At 72.2% G+C, this 15,477-nt stretch carries 12 protein-coding genes; 6 read left to right on the top strand and 6 right to left on the bottom strand.

What is annotated here, in order from left to right; all coding sequences use genetic code 11:
- Positions 1–128 precede the first annotated feature (128 nt).
- Positions 129–1,235: a LacI family DNA-binding transcriptional regulator gene (locus tag ACF09E_RS28685; protein WP_361857832.1), complete on the bottom strand. Its 1,107-nt coding sequence runs from the start codon at positions 1,233–1,235 to the stop codon at positions 129–131.
- A gap of 578 nt (positions 1,236–1,813) precedes the next feature.
- Here ACF09E_RS28685 and hisC point away from each other — a divergent pair.
- Positions 1,814–2,917: a histidinol-phosphate transaminase gene (gene hisC, locus ACF09E_RS28690; RefSeq protein ID WP_392208226.1), complete on the top strand. Its 1,104-nt coding sequence runs from the start codon at positions 1,814–1,816 to the stop codon at positions 2,915–2,917.
- 60 nt (positions 2,918–2,977) lie between these two features.
- On the opposite strand, the gene ACF09E_RS28695 is transcribed toward hisC, so the two are convergent.
- The gene (locus ACF09E_RS28695) at positions 2,978–3,358 is read right to left on the bottom strand and encodes a cyclophilin-like fold protein (RefSeq protein ID WP_361857838.1); all 381 of its coding nucleotides are present in this window, start codon (positions 3,356–3,358) and stop codon (positions 2,978–2,980) included.
- A 203-nt stretch (positions 3,359–3,561) separates the two neighbouring features.
- Between ACF09E_RS28695 and ACF09E_RS28700 the strand changes: the two genes are divergently transcribed.
- The 4 genes from ACF09E_RS28700 to ACF09E_RS28715 are packed head-to-tail and all read left to right on the top strand — an operon-like array spanning position 3,562 to position 11,542.
- Complete coding sequence (locus ACF09E_RS28700) at positions 3,562–5,070, top strand: cytochrome ubiquinol oxidase subunit I (RefSeq protein WP_361857841.1); 1,509 nt, start codon at positions 3,562–3,564, stop codon at positions 5,068–5,070.
- A gap of 18 nt (positions 5,071–5,088) precedes the next feature.
- Positions 5,089–6,090, top strand: coding sequence for a cytochrome d ubiquinol oxidase subunit II (gene cydB / locus ACF09E_RS28705; protein WP_392208227.1), 1,002 nt, complete (start codon positions 5,089–5,091; stop codon positions 6,088–6,090).
- Between the two features lie 28 nt (positions 6,091–6,118).
- The gene (gene cydD / locus ACF09E_RS28710) at positions 6,119–9,775 is read left to right on the top strand and encodes a thiol reductant ABC exporter subunit CydD (RefSeq protein ID WP_392208229.1); all 3,657 of its coding nucleotides are present in this window, start codon (positions 6,119–6,121) and stop codon (positions 9,773–9,775) included.
- A 54-nt stretch (positions 9,776–9,829) separates the two neighbouring features.
- Positions 9,830–11,542 carry a GAF domain-containing protein gene (locus ACF09E_RS28715; protein ID WP_392208231.1) on the top strand — a complete coding sequence of 571 codons (1,713 nt, stop codon included), beginning with the start codon at positions 9,830–9,832 and terminating at the stop codon, positions 11,540–11,542.
- A gap of 15 nt (positions 11,543–11,557) precedes the next feature.
- On the opposite strand, the gene ACF09E_RS28720 is transcribed toward ACF09E_RS28715, so the two are convergent.
- Complete coding sequence (locus ACF09E_RS28720) at positions 11,558–12,439, bottom strand: Cof-type HAD-IIB family hydrolase (protein ID WP_392208233.1); 882 nt, start codon at positions 12,437–12,439, stop codon at positions 11,558–11,560.
- Positions 12,440–12,734: 295 nt separating this feature from the next.
- On the opposite strand from ACF09E_RS28720, the gene ACF09E_RS28725 reads away from it, so the two are divergent.
- Positions 12,735–13,289: a DUF6083 domain-containing protein gene (locus ACF09E_RS28725; protein ID WP_392208235.1), complete on the top strand. Its 555-nt coding sequence runs from the start codon at positions 12,735–12,737 to the stop codon at positions 13,287–13,289.
- A 55-nt stretch (positions 13,290–13,344) separates the two neighbouring features.
- Here ACF09E_RS28725 and ACF09E_RS28730 read toward each other — a convergent pair whose 3' ends face one another.
- The 3 genes from ACF09E_RS28730 to ACF09E_RS28740 are packed head-to-tail and all read right to left on the bottom strand — an operon-like array spanning position 13,345 to position 15,338.
- The gene (locus ACF09E_RS28730; protein WP_392208237.1) at positions 13,345–14,238 is read right to left on the bottom strand and encodes an LLM class flavin-dependent oxidoreductase; all 894 of its coding nucleotides are present in this window, start codon (positions 14,236–14,238) and stop codon (positions 13,345–13,347) included.
- Positions 14,239–14,262: 24 nt separating this feature from the next.
- Positions 14,263–14,715 (bottom strand): hypothetical protein, encoded by a 453-nt coding sequence (locus ACF09E_RS28735; RefSeq protein ID WP_392208239.1) that lies wholly within the window; start codon positions 14,713–14,715, stop codon positions 14,263–14,265.
- A 38-nt stretch (positions 14,716–14,753) separates the two neighbouring features.
- On the bottom strand, positions 14,754–15,338 hold the full coding sequence (locus ACF09E_RS28740) for an RNA 2'-phosphotransferase (RefSeq protein ID WP_392208241.1): 585 nt from the start codon (positions 15,336–15,338) through the stop codon (positions 14,754–14,756).
- Positions 15,339–15,477 lie beyond the last annotated feature (139 nt).

Genomic DNA, 15,477 nt, shown 5'->3' on the forward strand with positions numbered 1-15,477 from the left:
ACCGGTTGTTTCGCCCGAATTGAGAAGGTCGAGTACGGGGTTGGGACCGGATCGGTGGCCGGTTTCGCCGCCCCGGCCCACGGGCAGGGACGGGGACGGCGGATTCGCCGGCGCCGGTCGGCGGTGTGTCAGTCCTTCTCGGGCGACCGGGGCGGGCTGACGGTGGTGCGTGGTGAACGGCGCTGCGAGGACGTGCGGACGATGAGTTCGGTCGGTATCACCCGTTCGACCGGGCCGTCGGCGTCGATCCCCTCGATGGCGTCGATGAGGAGCTGGACGACGGCCGTGCCGATCCGGCGCGGTTTGAGCGAGAGCGTCGTGATGGGCGGCTCGGTGGTGGCGTAGACGGTCGACTCGCTGCAGCAGACCAGCAGCAGGTCGTCCGGGACGCGCAGCCCGTAGCGGCGCGCGGCCGCGAGGAGGTCGGTGCCGTTGGGGTCGAAGAGGCCGTACACGGCGTCGGGCCGGTCCGGTCGGGCGAGCAGCCGGTCGGCCGCGACGGCGCCCGCGCACGGGTCGTGTGCCGGATAGGCCTCGTAGACGGGATCCTGGCCCACCCGCTCGCACCAGTCGAGGTACGCGGTGGTGGACAGTCGGGTGTAGGTGTCGGTGGTGGTTCCGGTGAGGAGGCCGATGCGGCGGGCGCCCGCGGCGGCGAGGTGGTCGAGCAGATCGAGGACGGCGGCTTCGTGGTCGTTGTCGACCCAGGCGGTGACCGGAAGGGTGCCGGCGGGGCGTCCGTCGGAGACGACGGGCAGGCCCTGCCGGACCAGTTCGGTCACGACCGGGTCGTGGTCGGAGGGGTCGATGACGACGGTCCCGTCGAGGGCGACGTTCGACCAGACGTCATGGCGGGACGTCGCGGGAAGGATGACCAGGGCGTAGCCCCGCGCGAGCGCCGCCGACGTGGCTGCTCTGGCCATCTCCGCGAAGTACGCGAATTCGGTGAAGGTGAAAGGTTCATCCCCGTACGTGGTCACGGTCAGGCCGATGAGTCCCGACTTTCCCGTGCGGAGCGTGCGGGCCGCCGCGGACGGGCGGTAGCCCAGCCGGTCGGCGACCTCGCGCACGTGCCGGCGGGTGGCGTCGGGGAGTCGGCCCTTGCCGTTGAGCGCGTCGGAGACAGTCGTGATGGAGACCCCGGCGGCGGCGGCCACGTCCCGGATGCCCGCTCGGCCCTGCCGGCTTCCCCGGGTCTGTGCCCGGCTCACCTGGTGCTTCCCTGCTGCTGTCATGGCGAGCCGATAGTAGGGCGATGAGGGGCGGTTGGGCCGGTCGCATATGCAGGCGTTGACAGGCACGTTTCTGCATGGCCAGAAGGCGTCAAGAGGCAAGGAATCCAAGGTAGTTAGGGTCTTCACCATGGGACCAGTGGTTGCCGAACGGTGTAGGCCTGGCGTGGGGGCGAGGTCTCGAAGAGGTCTCAACTCACCTCTACGGGGGATGCGCGCCACGGCGCCCGCCACCAGCGCGCGCCACCCGGCTGCGCGCCCCCTCGGATCGGGACCGCGTCGGCGGGCGCCGCGGAGCCCGCTCGTGGGGCGGTTCGGGGGATGCGCTCCGGGTGGCGCGCAGGGGTGGCGCGGCGGGGTGGGGTTCGGACGGTGGCGGGCACGGCCGGGGGCGGATCCGGGGGCGGATCCGGGGGTGGGTCGGGGGCGGAAGCGCTGGGCGGGCCGGGGGGCCGTGGCGGACGCGTCCGGGCTCGGGCCGCCCAGTGTGTCCCTCCTGTTGTCCGCAGCCCATTCGCAGCGGCGGCGAATCCTCATAAGGTGAGGAGTATTGGCGGTACGGAGGTCGAGGAGGCCACAGAGTGAGCGAGACCAGCGGGACCAGCGGGACGAGCACGGGCCCGAAGCTGCGCGCCGAGCTGGACGGCGTCCCCACCTACAAGCCGGGCAGGCCGGCGGCCGCGGGCGGGCCCGTGGCCTTCAAGCTGTCCTCCAACGAGAACCCGTACCCGCCGCTGCCCGGGGTCATGGAGTCCACGCTGGCCGCCGCCGCGAACTTCAACCGCTACCCGGACATGGCGTGCACCGGTCTGACCGAGGAGCTGGCGGACCGTTTCGGCGTGCCGGTCTCCCACCTGGCCACCGGCACCGGCTCGGTCGGCGTCGCCCAGTCGCTCCTGCAGGCCACCTCCGGCCCCGGCGACGAGGTCGTCTACGCCTGGCGCTCCTTCGAGGCGTACCCGATCATCACGCAGATCAGCGGGGCCACCTCGGTGCAGGTCCCGCTGACCGAGGGCGAGGTGCACGACCTCGACGCGATGGCCGAGGCGATCACCGACCGGACGCGGCTGATCTTCGTCTGCAACCCGAACAACCCCACGGGCACCGCGGTGCGCCGGGCCGAGCTGGAGCGCTTCCTCGACCGGGTGCCCTCCGACGTCCTGGTCGTGATCGACGAGGCGTACCGCGAGTTCGTCCGTGACGCCGACATCCCGGACGGCATCGAGCTCTACCGCGACCGGCCGAACGTCGCGGTGCTGCGGACCTTCTCCAAGGCGTACGGCCTGGCGGGGCTGCGGGTCGGCTTCGCGGTCGCCCACGAGCCGGTGGCGGCGGCGCTCCGCAAGACCGCGGTGCCGTTCGGAGTGAGCCAGCTGGCGCAGGACGCGGCGGTGGCCTCGCTCCGGGCCGAGGACGAGCTGCTCGGGCGGGTCGGCTCCCTGGTGGCCGAGCGCGAGCGGGTGCACAAGGGGCTCGTGGGGCAGGGCTGGACCGTGGCGGACACCCAGGCGAACTTCGTCTGGCTGCGGCTCGGGGAGAAGACCCTGGACTTCGCGGCCGAGTGCGAGCGCCACGGGGTCGTGGTGCGGCCGTTCGCCGGCGAGGGCGTGCGCGTCACGATCGGCGAGTGCGAGGCGAACGACCTGTTCCTGAAGGCGGCGGAGGGCTTCCGCAAGGAGGTCTGACCGCTGGTACCGGGCGGGCGGCCGTACGGTCTCGGCCCTCCGCCCGTGGTCCCGCCCGTGTCAGTCGGCTGCGCGTTCCACCCGGATCGGGTCGCCGTCGCGGACGGTGGCCAGGATCCTCGGGTCGTCGTCGAGCGCCCCGAGGACGTTGCAGGGGCTCGCGAGCCGGCACTCGTCGCCCCGCGAGATCGGGGTGGGGCCGTAGGGCAGGGCGAGCGCGTCGCCGTCCGTCCAGAACGCGACCGTGCCGGGATCGACGACCTGGCGCGCGCCGTCCTCGACGGCCACGGAGACCGGGGTGTCGAAGTAGACCTCCTCGCCCCAGGTCCGGGCGGTGGAGGAGATCGGAAGGGCCCCCGCGAGCGCTGCGCTCGTGGGGGTCTCCTCAAGGGTGGCCGTGGTGTGTCCGGCCGGCCAGACGATGCGTATCCGAAGGGTCATGCCCCGGATTCAACAATATGTTGAAGGTTCTGGGAAGGGTCGGCCTTCACTAGGGGGCCCCGCATGACGGTACGGATTTCGTATGAGTGATAATGCTTGTGAATGTGAACGCGTTCACAAGCGTGTCCTGGTTCGTCCCGTAATGGGTGGGATCAACGGGGCAAACTGCCGATGTGACCACGGCGATGTAAGGAGAGAACGACGTGGACCTAGCTCTGGCGCCAGAGACCTTGGCGCGCTGGCAGTTCGGCATCACCACCGTCTACCACTTCCTCTTCGTCCCCCTGACGATCTCCCTCGCGGCCCTCACCGCCGGTCTCCAGACGGCATGGGTACGGACGGAGAACGAGAAGTACCTCAGGGCGACGAAGTTCTGGGGCAAGCTCTTCCTGATCAACATCGCCATGGGTGTGGTCACCGGCATCGTGCAGGAGTTCCAGTTCGGCATGAACTGGTCCGACTACTCGCGCTTCGTCGGTGACATCTTCGGGGCGCCGCTCGCCTTCGAGGCGCTCATCGCCTTCTTCTTCGAGTCGACCTTCATCGGCCTGTGGATCTTCGGCTGGGACAAGCTCCCCAAGCGGATCCACCTCGCCTGCATCTGGATGGTGTCGATCGGCACGATCCTCTCCGCGTACTTCATCCTCGCGGCCAACTCCTGGATGCAGCACCCGGTCGGCTACCGGATCAACGAGGAGCGGGGCCGGGCCGAGCTCACCGACTTCTGGCAGGTGCTCACCCAGAACACCGCGCTCACCCAGTTCTTCCACACCATGACCGCGGCCTTCCTGGTCGGCGGTGCGTTCATGGTCGGCATCGCCGCCTTCCACCTGGCGCGCAAGAAGCACATCCCGGTGATGCGGACCTCGCTCCGCCTCGGCCTGATCACCCTGATCATCGCCGGCCTCGGCACCGCCATCAGCGGTGACCTGCTCGGCAAGGTCATGTTCAAGCAGCAGCCCATGAAGATGGCCGCCGCCGAGGCCCTCTGGGACGGCGAGGCGCCCGCTCCGTTCTCGATCTTCGCGTACGGCGATGTCGACAAGGGCCACAACAAGGTGGCCATAGAGATCCCGGGTCTGCTGTCGTTCCTGGCGAACGACGACTTCAGCTCGTACGTCCCGGGCATCAACGACATCAACAAGGCCGAGCAGGAGAAGTTCGGACCCGGCGACTACCGGCCCAACATCCCCGTCGCCTACTGGGGCTTCCGCTGGATGATCGGCTTCGGCATGGCCTCGCTGACCATCGGGATGATCGGCCTCTGGCTGACCCGCAAGAAGTTCATGCTGGCACCGGGACTGAGGACCGGTGAGGACGAAGTGCCGAACCTGGTCCTGTTCAAGCGGAAGGCACTCAGCCCCCGCCTGGGCAGGTGGTACTGGATCGTGGCTCTCTGGACCATGGCGTTCCCGCTGATCGCCAACTCCTGGGGCTGGATCTTCACCGAGATGGGCCGTCAGCCCTGGGTCGTCTACGGCGTGCTGCGCACCCGGGACGCGGTCTCCCCCGGCACCACCACGGCCGAGGTGCTCACCTCGATGATCGTCTTCACCGCGCTCTACGCCGTGCTCGCCGTGATCGAGGTCAAGCTCCTCGTGAAGTACATCAAGGCCGGCCCGCCGGAGCTCACCGAGGACGACCTCAACCCGCCCACCAAGATCGGCGGGGACTCTCGTGACCCCGACCGCCCCATGGCCTTCTCGTACTGAGGCTCAGGAGATCGAGGCATGGAACTCCACGACGTCTGGTTCGTACTCATCGCCGTCCTCTGGATCGGCTACTTCTTCCTCGAGGGCTTCGACTTCGGGGTCGGCATCCTCACCAAGCTGCTCGCCCGCGACCGGCCCGAGAAGCGCGTCCTCATCAACACCATCGGACCCGTCTGGGACGGCAACGAGGTGTGGCTGCTCACCGCGGGCGGCGCGACCTTCGCCGCCTTCCCCGAGTGGTACGCGACGCTCTTCTCCGGCTTCTACCTGCCCTTGCTGATCATCCTGGTCTGCCTGATCATCCGGGGCGTCGCCTTCGAGTACCGGGCGAAGCGGCCCGAGGAGGACTGGCAGCGCAACTGGGAGCAGGCCATCTTCTGGACCTCGCTCATCCCCGCGTTCCTCTGGGGCGTGGCCTTCGCCAACATCGTCCGCGGCGTGAAGATCGACGCGGACATGGAGTTCGTCGGGAGCTTCTGGGAGCTCCTCAACCCGTACGCGCTCCTCGGCGGCCTGGTCACGCTCACCCTCTTCACCTTCCACGGAGCGGTCTTCGTCTCCCTCAAGACGGTCGGTGACATCCGGGACCGGGCGCGGGCCCTCGCCCTCAAGCTGGGCCTGGTCACGGCGGTGGCCGCGCTCGGCTTCCTGATCTGGACCCAGCTCGACACCGGGGACAGCTGGAGCCTCGCGGCGATGCTGATCGCCGTGGTGGCCCTGGTCGGAGCGATCTTCGCGATCAAGGTGGGGCGCGAGGGATGGTCGTTCGCCCTCTCCGGCGTCACCATCACGGCCGCCGTGGCGATGCTCTTCCTCGCGCTCTTCCCGGACGTCATGCCGTCTTCGCTCAACCCGGAGTGGAGCCTTACCGTGACGAACGCCTCGTCGAGCCCGTACACGCTCAAGATCATGACCTGGTGCGCGGCGATCGCGACCCCACTGGTGCTGCTCTACCAGAGCTGGACCTACTGGGTGTTCCGCAAGCGGATCGGTACGCAGCACATCGCCGGAACCCACTAGCCGGCCCTCTCCAGGGAGCATGTTTCACGTGAAACCGATCGATCCGCGCCTGCTCCGGTACGCCAGGGCCACCCGACTCTTCCTGATCGCGGTGGTCGGCCTCGGCCTGACCGGGGCGGCGCTGGTCGTCGCCCAGGCGATGCTCATCGCCGAGATCGTGGTGGGGTCCTTCCAGAAGGGCCAGTCGGTTTCCGCCCTGACCACCCCCCTGCTGCTGCTCGTGGGCATCGCGGCGGCTCGGGGGCTGGTCTCCTGGCTGACCGAGCTCGCCGCCCACCGGGCGAGCGCGGCGGTCAAGTCCGAACTCCGCGGTCGGCTCCTGGTCCAGGCGTCCGCCCTCGGACCGGGCTGGCTCAGCGGCCAGCGGGCCGGCTCGCTGATCGCCCTCGCCACCCGCGGAGTGGACGCCCTCGACGACTACTTCGCCCGCTATCTGCCCCAGCTCGGGCTCGCGGTCGTGGTCCCCGTGGCCGTGCTGGCCCGCATCGTCACCGAGGACTGGGTGTCGGCGGCGATCATCGTGGTCACCCTGCCGCTCATCCCGGTCTTCATGATCCTCATCGGCTGGTACACCCAGGCCCGCATGGACCGGCAGTGGAAGCTGCTCTCCCGGCTCTCCGGCCACTTCCTGGACGTGGTGGCCGGGCTCCCCACCCTCAAGATCTTCGGCCGGGCGAAGGCCCAGGCCGAGTCGATCCGTGCGATCACCTCCGAGTACCGCCGGGCGACCATGCGCACGCTGCGGATCGCCTTCCTCTCCTCCTTCGCCCTGGAGCTCCTCGCGACGCTGTCCGTCGCGCTCGTCGCCGTGACCATCGGCATGCGGCTCGTCCACGGCGAACTCGACCTGTACACCGGTCTCGTCATCCTGATCCTGGCGCCCGAGGCGTATCTGCCGCTGCGGCAGGTCGGCGCGCAGTTCCACGCGGCGGCGGAAGGACTCGCCGCGGCGGAGGAGATCTTCGACGTCCTGGAGGAGCCGGTACGGGACGGGGGCGGCCGTCCGGCGCCCGAGTCGGTACGGCTGGAGCTCCAGGACGTGACGGTGCGCCACGCCGGGCGTGCCGAGCCCGCGCTGGACGCGATGCACCTCACGGTCGAGCCCGGGGAGACGGTGGCCCTGGTCGGACCGAGCGGGGCCGGGAAGTCGACCCTGCTCGACGTCGTCCTCGGCTTCGCCGTGCCGCAGGACGGAGGTTCCGTACGGGTCGGGGGCGAGCCGCTCGCCTCCCTGGATCCGGAGTCCTGGCGGTCGCGGATCGCCTGGGTGCCGCAGCGGCCCCACCTCTTCGCCGGGACGATCGCCGAGAACGTCCGGCTTGCCCGCCCGGACGCCTCGGACGAGGCCGTACGGGACGCCCTGCGGGACGCCGGGGCGGACGGGTTCGTGGCGGAGCTGCCGCGGGGACTCGACACCCCGCTCGGCGAGGACGGTGCCGGACTCTCGGCGGGGCAGCGGCAGCGGCTCGCGCTGGCGCGCGGCTTCCTCGCCGACCGGCCGCTGCTGCTGCTCGACGAACCGACGGCGGCGCTGGACGGCGAGACGGAGGCGGGGATCGTCGACGCGGTCCGCCGGCTGGCGGCTGGGCGGACGGTGCTGCTGGTCGCCCACCGGCCGGCGCTGCTCGCGGTCGCGGACCGGGTCGTGACGGTCGGCGGCGGTGCGTCCGGCGGCTCCGCGGACGAGGGCTCCGCGTCCGGGTCCACGTACAGCTCCGTGAGCGACGGCTCCGTGTCCGGCGGCTCCGTGTCCGGCGGCTCCGTGGACGGTGGGCGCCCGGAGCGGGCGGAGGCGGGGCGGGACGGCGGGGCGGCCGGAACCGACCTCGCCACGGGGTCCCGTCCGGAGGGAGCGGCGGAGCCCCGCGTCGAGCGGTCCCCCGCCACCGGGACGGCGGTGCTCGGACGGGTACGGGCGATGGCGGGGGAGCTCAGGGGACGGATGGGACTCGCCCTGCTCCTCGGAAGCCTCGCCCTCGGCTCCGCCGTGGGACTCATGGCCGTGTCCGGGTGGCTGATCTCCCGCGCCTCCGAACAGCCCCCCGTGCTCTATCTGATGGTCGCCGTCACCGCCACGCGCGCCTTCGGCATCGGCCGGGCCGTCTTCCGCTACGCCGAGCGGCTCGTCTCGCACGACGCCGTCCTGCGGATGCTCGCCGAACTCCGGGTCTCCGTCTTCCGGCGGCTGGAGCGGATCGCGCCCGCCGGACTGCGCCGCACCCGCCGCGGCGACCTGCTCTCCCGGCTCGTCCAGGACGTCGACGCGCTCCAGGACTACTGGCTCCGCTGGCTCCTGCCGGCCGGTGCCGCGCTCGTCGTGGGACTCGCCTCCGTCGGGTTCACCGCCTGGCTGCTTCCCGAGGCCGGCGCCGTCCTCGCCGCGGGCCTGCTCGTCGCGGGCGTCCTCGTGCCGGCGGTCAGCGGTGCGCTGGCCCGCCGCGCCGAACGGCGGCTCGCCCCCGCACGCGGCGCCCTGGCGACCGCCGTGGCCGACCTGCTGCGCGGCTGCGCCGAGCTGACCGTGGCCGGCGCCCTGCGGGACAGGATCGAACGGACGCGGTCCGCCGACCGCACCCTCACCGGCATCGCCTCCCGGCAGGCCGCGGCCGCCGCGCTCGGCGCCGGACTCTCCGCCCTGGTCTGCGGCGTGACGGTCGCGGGCGCCGCGGTCGTCGGCGTCCAGGCCGTGGCGGACGGGCGGCTCGCCGGGGTGGCGCTGGCCGTGGTCGTCCTCACCCCGCTCGCCGCCTTCGAGGCCGTCACCGGTCTGCCGCTCGCCGTCCAGTACCGCCAGCGCGTCAAGCACAGCGCCGAGCGGGTCTTCGAGGTGCTCGACGCGCCCGTACCCGTCCACGAGCCGGTCCGGCCCGAGACTCCCCCGGCGAGCCCCTTCCCGCTGGAGCTCACCGGACTCTCCGCCCGGCACGCCGGGCAGGAGAGGGCGGCGCTCGCCGGCTTCCGGCTCACCCTGGAGGCCGGGCGCCGGGTCGCCGTCGTCGGCGCCTCGGGCTCCGGCAAGACCACCCTCGCCCAGGTGCTGCTGCGGTTCCTGGACGTGGAGTCCGGCATGTACCGGCTCGGCGGGGTGCCCGCCTGGGAGCTCGACGGCGACGCGGTCCGGCGGCTCGTCGGCCTCTGCGCCCAGGACGCCCACCTCTTCGACAGCTCCGTCCGGGAGAACCTGCGGCTCGCCCGGACCGGTGCGAGCGACGAGGAGCTCCGCGAGGCACTGCGCCGCGCCCGGCTGCTCGACTGGGTCGACGGACTGCCGCAGGGCCTCGACACCCTCGTGGGCGAGCACGGCTCACGGCTGTCCGGCGGGCAGCGGCAGCGCCTGGCGCTGGCCCGCGCGCTGCTCGCCGACTTCCCCGTCCTCGTCCTCGACGAACCGGCGGAGCACCTGGACCTGGCCACCGCCGACGCGCTCACCGACGATCTCCTCCGGGCCACCGAAGGCCGGACGACCGTCCTCATCACCCACCGGCTGCACGGACTCGACGCGGTCGACGAGGTCCTCGTCCTCGACGCGGGCAGGACGGTGCAGCGCGGCCCGTACGCCGAGCTCGCGGAGGCCGAAGGGCCGCTGCGCCGGATGCTGGAACAGGAGCGGGAGACCGATCTGCTGGCCGTCGGCGCGGGCGCGGCGGCGGCCCTCGGGAACGACCGGGAGCCGCTCGTGTCCTGATCCCGGGCGCCGCCTGACTTTTCTCGCCAAATAGGACTAACTAGGCTCAAGCCCATGACCGCCGCAGCGTCCGGAGCCCCGGACCCCCTGGAAGCCGCCACTCAGGCCACCCGCAGCCTCCAGGGGCTGTCCACGGAGCTCACCGCCCGCGTTCCGCAGCTCCTCGAAGCCATGCGCTCGGTGGGCACGGGGCTCGAACTGCACTCCACCCTCGACCGGATCTGCGAGACCGCCGCCGAACTCGCCGACGCCCGCTACGCCGCCATCGGTGTCGTCGACGAAGAGGGCAAGGGGCTCTCCGACTTCGTCACCTTCGGCGTCGACGAGGAGGTGGCCCGCCGGATCGGGCGCCGGCCGGACGGACACGCGGGGCTGCTCGGCGCGCTCATCCGCGACCCGCAGACGATCCGGCTCGCCGACCTGGCCGCCGACCCGCGCGCCGCGGGCTTCCCGCCGGGGCATCCGCCGATGCGGACCTTCCTCGGGGTGCCCATCCGGGTCCAGGGCGAGATCTTCGGCAATCTGTACCTCGCGGAGAAGCGGGGCGGCGACGAGTTCAACGACTACGACGTCCACATGGTCCGGGTGCTCGCCACCGAGGCGGGCATCGCCATCGGCAACGCGCGGCTGTACGAGGCCGCCCGTCAGCGCGAGCGGTGGATCGACGGCTCCGTGGCCGTCACCACCGCGCTGCTCTCCGGCGGCGACGCGGACGACGCCCTCACGGTCGTCGCCGAGCAGGCCCGCCGGCTCGCCGACGCCGACGCCGGGATCGTGCTCCTGCCCTCCGAGGACGGCGGCCTGGAGATCGTGGCCGTCTCCTCGCCCCGGCCCACGAAGTCCCTCGGCGTGGTGATCCCGCCGGAGAGCCCCGTGGTGCAGCGACTCCTGGAGGGCGAGGCGGTCTTCGTGGCGGACGCCTCCACGGATCCCCGCATGATCAGCCGGCTGACCTCGCCGTACGGCCCCAGCATGATGCTGCCGCTGCAGAGCGGCGGGCGGGTGCTGGGCGCGCTCGCCACACCCCGGGTGCGGGGCGGGCGCCCGTTCACCGAGACGGAGCGGACACTGGCCACCCAGTTCGCCTCGCAGGCGGCGCTGGCCCTGATGATGGCCGACGCGCAGCGGGACCGGGAGCGCCTCGCCGTGTACGAGGACCGGGACCGCATCGCCCGCGATCTGCACGATCTCGTCATCCAGCGGCTCTTCGCCACCGGCATGATGCTGGAGAGCGCCCAGCGACGGTCGATCGTGCCGGCGGTGCGCGAGGGCGTCGGGAAGGCCGTCGACGAGCTGGACGTGACGATCCAGGAGATCCGTACGGCGATCTTCGCGCTCCAGCAGGGTCCCGCGGAGGCTCCGTCGGGGCTGCGCACCCGGGTCCTGCGGGAGATCAACATGGCGGCCGTGCCGCTCGGTTTCAAGCCCGCGCACCGCTTCCTCGGCGCGATCGACGCGACGGTCGGCGAGCTCACCGGCAAGAACCTCATCGCGGCCCTGCGCGAGGCGCTGTCCAACGCCTTCCGCCACGCCGAGGCGAGCCGGATCGAGGTGGTCGTCGACGCCGGCGTGACGCTGCCCGACGGTTCGGCCGGAGTACGGCTGGAGGTGGCGGACGACGGCATCGGCCTCCCCAAGGGCGGGCGCCGCAGCGGGCTGCGGAACCTGGCGCGGCGGGCCGAGTCGCTGGGCGGGGCGAGCTGGTGCGGCCCGGGCCTCGGGGAGGACGGCGGCGGTACGACGGTGATCTGGGAGGCGCCGCTGTAGGGACGGTCGTCCTCCTCAGCCCCGCGGTGCCGTCGTCCCGGCGGCCCGCAGGGCGTCCGCCACCAGCTGCTCGACGACGACGGCGACGCCGTCCTCGTTGTTGCCGACCGTACGGCCGGAGGCGGCGGCGATCACGTCGGGGTGCGACTGGCCCATCGCGTACGAGCGGCCCGCCCAGCTGAGCATCTCGATGTCGTTGGGCATGTCGCCGAAGGCGGCGACCTCGTCGGCGGTGATGCCCCGCTCGGCGCAGCACTGGGCCAGGGTGGAGGCCTTGGAGACGCCGAGGCCGCTGATCTCGATGAGGGCGGTGGGGCCCGAGCGGGTGAAGGAGGCCCGGTGCCCGGCGGCCTGCCGGGCCAGGGCCAGGAACGCGTCGGGGTCGAGGTCCGGGTGCTTGGCGAGCAGCTTGAGGACGGGGGCCGCGGCTCCGGGGGTCTCTTCGAAGAGGAGCTTCTCGGCGGTGGCGACGGTCGCCCCGGGGTCCAGGTGGAACGGCGGGTAGTGCGGTTCGTAGTGGATTCCGGTCGTGAGCTCCACGGCGAACGAGGTGCCGGGCGCGGCGGCGCGCAGGGCCGTGACGACGTCCATGGCGGCCGGGCGCTCCAGCGGGCGCACCTCCAGGAAGGTGCCTCCGGAGTGGAGGTCGACCACGGCGGCGCCGTTGGCGCAGATCGCGAGGCCGTGGCCGTGGACGTGCTCGCTGACGACGTCCATCCAGCGGGCCGGGCGGCCGGTGACGAAGAAGACCTCGATCCCGGCCTGCTCGGCGGCGGCGAGGGCGGCGATCGTGCGCTCGGACAGGGTCTTGTCGTCGCGCAGGAGGGTGCCGTCGAGATCGGTGGCGATCAGTCGGACCGTCGGGGCGGGCGTGCGCGGGGATCGGGGAGAGGTCACCGCACCATTCTTCCGCACCGAACGCACGGGCGTGCGGGGAGCCGCACATATGAGTGGCCGGTTTCGGGTGACGGGCCTTCCCGGGCGGCCGGGGGCTTACGCCCCGACGTGGCCGTAAACGTCCGTTCGTTTTCGGGCTGACGGGGAAGGTCCCTGGGAGCTGATGACGTCTCGAGGGGGGCGGAGCATGGGCTCGGGCCGGAGAAACGACGAGTGCGACTCCTGCGGCGCGCCGTACGGGACGTGGGTCCCGAGTCTCGGCATGGCCCTCTGCCCCGGGTGCGAGGGGCGGGGCGTGGCGCAGCCGGCACGGGACCCGGTGCTGGTCGGCGACGTCCTCGCGGGTCTGGTCGACGCCGCGTCGTTCGCGGTGGGGGGCGGAGCCGGCCGGGACGCCCGGTGCGGAGAGGCGACGGCGGACGTCCCGCGCCTGGCCGTCGCCGTGCCGGAGCCCCGCTCCGGTGGGTCGGCGGCCTCCCGTACCGGACGATCCGTGGGGGAGGTCCGGTCCGGAGGGTCTGTGCCGGAGCCCCGCTCCGGGGGGTCCGCGCCGCGTGCCGTGGCTCCGGGCATCTCGGCCTGCCGGCGGTGCGGGGGCCGGGGCGTCTGGTACCGGACGGCGCAGGGCCGCTGGATCATGATCGAGCCCGGTGAACTGGCGTCCTCCGCCGTCCCGGCCGCCAGCCGCTGGCAGCTCGCGGGGGACGGGACCGTGGTCCGGCCCGGATCCGCCGCCCCGTCCGAGAGGTGCCGGGTCGGCCATGCCGACGTCTGCGCGGCGGGCCCGGAGCCGGTCGGCTCCCCGGTGCTGCTGGCGCTGTGGCGGGGCCACGCCCGGCGGATCGCCTGATCCACCGGGCGAGCGCGTCGGCGACCGATCCCCCCGGGCCAGAGCCGCGACCGGGTCAGTCCAGCTGGGCGAGCGCCTCCGTGGCGATCCGCTCGAACACCTGCTGGTCGGTGGCGAAGTCCGAGTCCGGGATGGGCCAGTGGATCACGAGTTCGGTGAAGCCGAGTTCGCGGTGCCGTCCCGCGAAGTCGACGAACGCGTCGACGGACTCCAGCGGCCGCCCGCGATCCGGGGTGAAGCCCGTCAGCAGGACCTTGTCGAGCTCGGCGACCTCGCGTCCGGTCTCGGCGCAGGCCTTGCCGAGCTTCTCGATCTGGCCCCGCAGCGCCGCCACCGACTGCTCCGGGGTGCCGGTCTCGAAGATCTTGGGGTCGCCCGTGGTCACCCACGCCTGGCCGTGGCGGGCCGCCAGCCTCAGGCCCCGGGGGCCGGTCGCCGCGACCGCGAAGGGCAGCCGGGGGCGCTGGGCGCAGCCGGGGATGTTCCGGGCCTCGTCCGCCGAGTAGAAGGTGCCCCGCTGGGAGACGGCGTCCTCGGTGAGGAGCCGGTCGAGCAGCGGCACGAACTCGGCGAAGCGGTCGGCGCGCTCCTTCGGCGTCCACGGCTCCTGCCCCAGCACGGTGGCGTCGAAGCCGTTGCCGCCCGCGCCGATGCCGAGCGTGACGCGTCCGCCGGAGATGTCGTCGAGCGTGATCAGCTCCTTGGCGAGCGTCACGGGATGGCGGAAATTGGGCGAGGTCACGAGGGTGCCGAGCCGGATCCGGGTGGTGGCCGCGGCCGCTGCCGTGAGGGTGGGCAGCGCCCCGAACCACGGGCCGTCCCGGAACGTCCGCCAGGACAGGTGGTCGTAGGTGTACGCGGCGTGGAAGCCGAGTTCTTCGGCCCGCTGCCAGGTCTTCTGCCCCTCGCTCCATCGGTGGATGGGGAGGATCACCGTACTCAAGCGCATGACGGCCACGATACGCGCGGGGGATCAGCGGACGTTGCGGTTCATCCAGGGTGTGAGGGAGGCGCCGGGGACGAGTTCCCTGTACGTCTCGTCGCCGGGCAGCGGGACGACGAGCCACCAGCCCGGCGGGAGGAATCGTCCCTTCACGTGGGCGAGGCCGCCGTGGACGGCGCGGACGAAGGCGGGCACGGCGTCGCGCGGGACGTCCGCGAACTCGATGCCCTCGACGATGATCCGGGCGTCGTCCTCGGGGAAGATCTGGACCGTGACGGCGGGAGAGCCGCCGAGTTCGACGTAGGCCTCGTGCGGGAGCGAGCCGTCGTCGTCGAGGACGGCGAACGCGTCCGCGGACGTGCGGCGGGACGTCCGGTCGGCTCCGATGTCGTCGGTCACCGTCATCTCCAGGTGGAACTCCCGGGCGAGTTCGCGGATCGCGACGACGGCCGCCTCGGTGCTGGGCAGGTGCGGGTGGGCCATGGGAACGATCATGCCTCAGGGGGTCGGCCGGTCCGGCCTCAGCCCGGAAGGCGGAGGAACTCCGGCGGGACGGCGTCCGCGAGCCAGACCCCGTTGGCGCTGACGCGGAAGACGTGTCCGGCCCGGTGCATGGCACCGGCGTCGACGTCGATCACGACCGGCCGGCCGCGGCGGGCGCCGACCCGGGTCGCGGTCTCCCGGTCGGGGGAGAGGTGCACGTGGTGGCGGGCCATGGGGCGCAGCCCCTCCGCCCGGATCGCGGGGAGCGCCGTGGCGACCGTGCCGTGGTAGAGGTACGCGGGCGGTTCCGCCGGGGGCAGGTCGAGGTCCACCTCGACGGTGTGGCCCTGGCTGGCGCGGATGCGGGTGCCCTCGACGGCGAAGCGCTTCTTGTCGTTGGTCGCGACGACGTGGTCGAGTTCGGCCCGGGTGATCGGGAGGCCGTTCCGGGCGAGGGCGGCGAGCAGGGTGTCGATCTCGGTCCACCCCTGCGGGTCGAGGACGAGGCCGATGCGCTCGGGCTGGTGACGCAGATGCTTCGACAGGTACTTCGAGATGCGCACCGTGCGGCGCTCGTCCGGTGGCTGCGGCCGGGATTGCTCCCGGGGCTGGTCTCTGGTCATTCCGTCAGGATGGCGGAGCGCGGATCGCCGATCCATTGATTTTGGTGCACAGGTTTGATCCACAGCCAAAGCGAGTTATCCACAGGGTAGTTGGCGATTCTGTGGACAACACACCAGCCGTTACGGGTGAATTGGGTAA

Source organism: Streptomyces sp. NPDC014891 (assembly GCF_043081085.1).
Lineage (GTDB): Bacteria > Actinomycetota > Actinomycetes > Streptomycetales > Streptomycetaceae > Streptomyces.